Here is a 5,443-nt window from a genome sequence, read left to right on the forward strand (position 1 = left end):
AGCTGAAAGAGATTGGAAGTGCTTTCTCTTACGCAGAAATACTCGAAGACTTGAAAGAGATAAGGGCAGTTGAGCTAACGGTAGAAGGCAAACGCTTTCTTGCAAGGACTGAAATGATGGGCAATGCTTACGACGCTTTCAAAGCACTCAAAATAAGACCCCCGGATCTACTCAAAGAGATTGCATAATATACCACTGTGGTGGTACGTCTGTTTTTCTTTTCATTTTTCCCCTTGTTTAGCTGTTTTTAGATTATGCGCTGTTAAAGTTGAGTCATTTGCGGGCGGTAGAATTTGCAGCTCAGTTGCGACGGAGTTCAGATTATTGTGTAAGCATGTGACGAAATCATTGAGTGAATCCTGTCGATGTTGTTCACATATCGGTTATTATTAAAGGTCAGGCAAAAGAAGAAGTGTATAATTATCATGTTAGGAGTAACGGTAATTTGAGGTGGTGATTTTGATGGGTTTTGCCGTCAAAAGAAGCAAAAAGCCCAGAATAGGACACATAAGAAACAACTTCATAAGAGCATCCGTTCTACTCGGAATAGTAACACCCGTATCGGTTTATGGAATTGTTGGATTCTTGAGCGCTGGAGATAGACTAGATGGTTTTGGATGGTTGTTATTTCTTTTGATAGCTGTCTGGATCCTTGTCGGAGCTATCTGGATTCTGTCTCTGAAAGCCTATCTAGAGGCGCGTGAGCAAGTAAAGAAGAGCCTGGGAGGTTTCAGAAGAAGAAATCTCAAACCGGCAGGCATCATGTTCAATAGATCACAGGCGAGTCCAATAAGGATGAAATCAACTTGACTTTCGATTATTGATGAACCACTCGTATAGTTCGGGATTAGAGTAAGTTTCTGTCCATGAATCGTGTCCGGCATCGGGATATATGGTTAACATGGGATGTGCACCGAACTCTTTCAGTGTCCTTACTAGAACTCTACTCTCTTCGATCGAGACTATGTTGTCCTTTTCACCATGAAAGGCCCAAACAGGAACGTCTTTGATCTCTGCGACTCTCTCCGGAAAACCAAGAATTCCAAGTCCCCCGCCACAGATTGGTGCAATGGCCGAGAAGAGTTCAGGGTACTCGACGGCCATATGCCATGTGCCAAATCCTCCCATTGACAGTCCTGTCAGATACAATCTTGAAGAGTCAACTCTATACTGTTCAACTATTGAATCTACAAGAAATCTGAGATCCTGAAGTCTGTTAAGCCACCAATCGTTTTCCGGGCATTGAGGTGAAACTGTTATGAAAGGAAAATCTGTCATCTCATCCACTACTTTTGGAATTCCATGCTTCTTAAGTAGCCTGAGATCGTCTCCCCTCTCTCCTGCGCCGTGAAGAAAGAGAATGAGGGGCCAATCACTCCCTTCAGAGTTGTACTGCAGTGGGAGTGAGAACAAGTAATCGAGCTTCCTGTTTAGAGAATAACTAATTCTTGATGAGTGAAGTTCCATTGTCACACCTCCTGGCAGTCTTCAATCAACAGCATAACATTACGGAAGTAGAATTCTTTAGCTCAATTTACAGTAAGAGACGTCTTGATCATCGGCAGGATTTTGATCAGCAACATACCGGCAGATGTTCATCAAGAGGAGTGAGAATCTATATTAGCTGACCTTGATGAGACGCATCGGAGGTTTATGAGCACATATTTTCTATTGATTTTTCTATTGGTACCGAGTCATTAGCTGTTGGTCATACAGATCGGGCTTTTGTGGCTCGAGAGCGACCAGGGCCCAATGAGTCTACAATGATCGGCAGTGATCTGGGGCTAGTCAACTTCACCTGGTTCTATAGACCGAAAGACCTGCCAGGATAGTTTCTTCAACTGCCAGATCTCGATTAAGCATCACTATATCCGCTATAGACCCTTCTTTCAGTCTACCTCTGTTGCTGATTCCAACGCTCTGAAGGGCGTTGTAGGAAGAGACTCTCGATAGTTCCTGAAGACTGCAGCCGGTCCACTCCCTGAAGTTTCTGGAAGCTCTGTCCATGGTAAGAGTACTTCCCGCAAGAGTCCCATCTTCGAGAGTTGCCTTGCTGCCATTGACTTCTACTCTTAGGCCTCCAAGATCATATGTTCCGTCATTCAGTCCGGTCGCATCAAGAGAATCAGTGACCAAAATTATGGCTTCACTACCACGAATCTTATGAATCATTTCAACGAATTCAGGCGCAGTGTGGATACCGTCTGCGATCATTTCCAGCTTCATGGGCAGCAAGAACCCTGATCCAACACAACCAATCTCCCTGTGATGAAGAGTGTTCATTCCGTTAGGAAAGTGAGTCATTCTCTTGCAGCCGTTCTCGTAAGCTTTCTTCATCTGAAGATAGGTGGCGTCTGTATGTCCAATAGAGATAGTGATTTCTCGTTTTGCAATCTCGGGGAGAACTTCAAGAAAGCCTTCGATTTCCGGAGCCATTGTTATGAGCAAAACGATATCCGATAGCACAGACTTAAGTTCTTCAACTGTTGCAGGTCTTATTACAGAGGGGTTCTGAGCGCCCTTTTTCTTTGGGTTTATGTATGGACCTTCAAAATGAACTCCCCTAACTGCTGTTCTGGGCCTCTCGGTAACATAGTCAGAAACAAGATCAGCAACTCTTTTCATTTCTTTCGCTTCAGCAGAAACTGTCGTTGGAAGAAAAGAAGTCACACCATGAGTTACAGCGAACTCCTCCCACCTTTCAAGATCTCTTGTATTCATCGTCATGCAGTTAATTCCAACTGCACCATGCGAATGCGTATCGACAAAGCCAGGCATGGCTATTGAACTGAAATCTCCACCCGTTTTCGCAATTGATTCGATTTTGTTTCCAGATATTCTGATATTTGCGATGTATTCCCCATCGACTGGATCAACAACGAGAACCCTTTCCAATTCCATTCAAGTCATCTCCCTTCAGACTCAATTATTACATCATTGGGAGGAATCTGGGCAACGCATGAGCGAAGTCACTTGGTGGCAGGGAGGATACAGGGGGTATGAAAGACATCTCTAGAACGATAAGACATTCTTCGTCTTTGGAAGAGAGGGGGCGTATTCTCTGTTTTCGGAAAGTGAGCCGTTATCGGTTAACTGCTAAGGCTTCTGCACTTCTGGCTGCATTTCTCTTTCTTGTCGGAGAACGACGGGCCGTTGACTGCCGATGTTTATCAATTCTCGCTTCTAGAAGCGAAGCTCTCTATAACGCTCTTTAGGGACTCCGTTTTCTACATCTAGTTTGCTTTGATAAGAGTACAGGCATCACCGTCTAGATAGCATCAGAACTTTTACAGCGGTAAGATCAAGCTATAGCCTTACATTTGGCATATAAAATGGCTTAACGGTTTGTCAGTTGAAGCTCTGAAATCAGCCAATACAGAGAAAAATGAAAATGAAAATCGGCATGTTGCCACTACAATTCGATGAGAAGGCCTATTGATGGATCTTATAGTCAATTCTCCGAAGTCCTTTTCATTGGAAGAACGTCTTGTTTCTCAACTTCCAGGTCTGAGATGGGGCTAGAGAACAGATACTTGAGCCCTCCTGTATCGATTTTAGCCGGTTAGCTTCACCGCTCCACTGGAAATTGAGCGTCTGAAATACGTACTTTTGGGAAAACTGCGAAGGTCATCCCTTGAGATCGCAAGACGAAAATATTCATAAGACTACAATTAGTGTTTAAATTTCTAAGGTCAAACAATATATACTTGCCTTGTTGTGTCCAATCAGGCAACAGAAAAGAGGGCGGTAAGCCATGAAATTGAAACTGGTTCTTGTGATCGTTCTCATTTCTACGGTTGCTTTCGGCGATTTCTTTCAACGGTCCGACGAGTATTTGAGAAGACAGAACGAACTGAAAAGCGCCCTGGAATTCTCACTGACATTTGAAGAGGCTAAAGAGATCATTGTGAAACATTATCCGAAGCTCAAGAGCGATGAAGAAGTAAGAGAGTTCATCGTTGAAAGAGACATACAGAGAGCTATCGTTGACGGTATAGAGATGTATTACACAGACTTGGAGCACAACCTCTTTACCCGCGATCCCGAACTTGTCGAGCGAGAGCCAGAGTGGTCGGCGGGCAACGTCTTGCTGGTCAGGTACCTTCTAGAAGAGTACGGACGGAGGAATACGCCTTTTGCCTCCTTCAAGCCAGCTCACAACCCCTATTTCAACCCGAAGAATTACCTTGTGGAATATAAAGTAAATACTGAAAGATCTCTCCTGCCGGATAAAGGTTCGCTGAGAATCTGGTTCCCCCTTCCTCTGCAGACAGCGGCTCAAGAGAATATCTCTGTACTTGAGGTGACCCCGAAGGAAGCGGTGGTAGGTCTTCCCAGAACTTCCGGCGATATAGCTTATGTCCTCTTCGAATTCGATCTTTCGAATCTCGTAGAGGATCTGGACATCTCCGTGCAATTCACTTTCACACACTACCAGCAGCAGTTCGATATAGATCCCGATCAGGTGGGCGAATACGATAGGGAAAGCTCGCTTTACAGAGAATACACGAAGTCCGAAGGAAGCATATATTTCGATGAAAGATTCGAGGAGCTTGCCAGAAGCGTCGTTGGAGATGAGACCAATCCTTACCTTCAGGCAAAAGAGATATATTACTACGTTGTCCAAAACATCAAATACACTTTTATGGCCCACGTTGCAATAGAGGCGGCCGGAATTCCGGAAAGCCTCTACTCTTTCGAACACGGTTACGGTGATTGTGGTACTCAGTCGATGATCTTTTCAGCCCTCTGCAGATCGATCGGAATACCTGCAAGGGCGCCGGGAGGCTTCCAGGTCTTCTCTGGACAGCTGGGTTCTCATTTTTGGGCCGAGTTCTACCTGCCGAATTACGGTTGGGTTCCTGTAGACACCTCGGCAGGGCAGATTGCGACCTACACCTATGGTATTACCGAGGAAGAGCGACAGGAGTTCATCGATTATTTCTTCGCCGGCCAGGATCCGTTGAGACTCGTAGTTCAAAATTCCGTTGACTTCTTGCCGGCAGAGAAGCCTTCTGACACTCAGCTGCTTGAGATCACGCTGCAGTCTCCATTTGTTGAAAGCGAATTCGGTAACGAGGAGTTTGATGTCACTATCGCGATACTGGATTCATTCAGCATGAAGACGGTTTTGTTGAAATAGAGCCGTGGTAGGGGGTAGCGGGTAGGGGGTCGGTAAGAGCAAAAGATCAGTTGCAAGATGCAGAAGTGATGCTGCCTCCGGCAGGAAGTGAGGCTCGCTGCGCGAGGAAGTGATGCCCGGAGGAACGTCCGGGGAAGTGATGCTGACGCTTTCGCGCCAGGGATTAAAGATCCCGTAGAAGCACTAAGGGTATACCGAAATAAGGATACGATCGAGAAGTCTTTTGATGACTTGAAGAATCAGCTGGACATGAAACGCCTGCGCATTCACAGTGCTGCTTCTATGGATGGCAGACTCTTT

At 45.3% G+C, this 5,443-nt stretch carries 5 protein-coding genes and 1 pseudogene; 4 read left to right on the forward strand and 2 right to left on the reverse strand.

Features of this window, described 5'->3' with window-relative positions; translation table 11 throughout:
- Nucleotides 1-188: pseudogene (locus tag RJ60_RS10235) on the forward strand (IS1634 family transposase); the annotation flags it as partial.
- Between the two features lie 274 nt (nucleotides 189-462).
- Nucleotides 463-810 (forward strand): hypothetical protein, encoded by a 348-nt coding sequence (locus RJ60_RS10240; RefSeq protein WP_099828425.1) that lies wholly within the window; start codon nucleotides 463-465, stop codon nucleotides 808-810.
- Here the strand turns inward: RJ60_RS10240 and RJ60_RS10245 are convergent.
- Both RJ60_RS10245 and nagA read right to left on the reverse strand, forming a co-directional pair.
- Nucleotides 802-1,467, reverse strand: coding sequence for a prolyl oligopeptidase family serine peptidase (locus RJ60_RS10245; RefSeq protein ID WP_103134673.1), 666 nt, complete (start codon nucleotides 1,465-1,467; stop codon nucleotides 802-804). The genes RJ60_RS10240 and RJ60_RS10245 overlap by 9 nt on opposite strands.
- A gap of 327 nt (nucleotides 1,468-1,794) precedes the next feature.
- Nucleotides 1,795-2,901 carry an N-acetylglucosamine-6-phosphate deacetylase gene (gene nagA, locus RJ60_RS10250; RefSeq protein WP_103134674.1) on the reverse strand — a complete coding sequence of 369 codons (1,107 nt, stop codon included), beginning with the start codon at nucleotides 2,899-2,901 and terminating at the stop codon, nucleotides 1,795-1,797.
- 853 nt (nucleotides 2,902-3,754) lie between these two features.
- On the opposite strand from nagA, the gene RJ60_RS10255 reads away from it, so the two are divergent.
- A complete protein-coding gene (locus RJ60_RS10255) occupies nucleotides 3,755-5,143 on the forward strand; it encodes a transglutaminase-like domain-containing protein (RefSeq protein WP_103134675.1) in 1,389 nt (462 codons plus the stop codon).
- Nucleotides 5,144-5,230: 87 nt separating this feature from the next.
- Nucleotides 5,231-5,443, forward strand: a 213-nt coding sequence (locus RJ60_RS15795) for a hypothetical protein (RefSeq protein WP_219725878.1), incomplete at its 3' end; no start/stop codon positions are given.

Source organism: Mesotoga sp. B105.6.4, assembly GCF_002896535.1.
Taxonomy (GTDB): domain Bacteria; phylum Thermotogota; class Thermotogae; order Petrotogales; family Kosmotogaceae; genus Mesotoga.